The organism is Bartonella sp. MR90HLJMH (genome assembly GCF_042194115.1).
In the GTDB taxonomy this organism is placed as follows: domain Bacteria; phylum Pseudomonadota; class Alphaproteobacteria; order Rhizobiales; family Rhizobiaceae; genus Bartonella; species Bartonella grahamii.
The window spans coordinates 1-514 of sequence record NZ_JBHIMM010000052.1; the positions used below are offsets into that span (position 1 = coordinate 1).

Here is a 514-nt window from a genome sequence, read left to right on the forward strand (position 1 = left end):
TGGCCTCAAAACCATCCGGATAACCTGCCTCTGTTAAAAGTTCCTTTGCTTTTTGGAGATCAAGTTTAAAGGGTTGTCCTTCTTTTTCATCCAAAGCCCCAAGATTACCAAGAGGAATAAAACTTGCACGGGGAATACCAACATCTTTGAGAAGGGTCTTACTGAGTCCTTCATAATCAATAAGATAGCGCATCGCTAAACGCACTTTTTCCTTAGCAAAAATAGGGTTCGTCGTATTAAAACCCCATATAATCATGGAGGGCGCCAACACTTTTTCAACCTTAATATCCGTTGTTGCTTGGAGATCTGACAAATCCTCTGGCATCAGATTACGTGCAACATCGATATCGTATTTTTCCAATAATAAACGTTGCGTTCCAGGCTCCGCAACATGGCGAATTAAAATCTTCTTCAATTTAGGCGCTTCCCCCCAATAATTGGAGCTTGCACGCAATAAAAGAGCTTCTCCAGGACGCCAACTCTCTAACTGATAAGGACCAACACAAGCAGAATG

General features: G+C 42.0%; 1 protein-coding gene. It reads right to left on the bottom strand.

Going from position 1 to position 514, the window contains the following annotated elements:
* Positions 1-514, bottom strand: a 514-nt coding sequence (locus ACFIJ9_RS08725; RefSeq protein WP_375636804.1) for an ABC transporter substrate-binding protein, incomplete at both ends; no start/stop codon positions are given.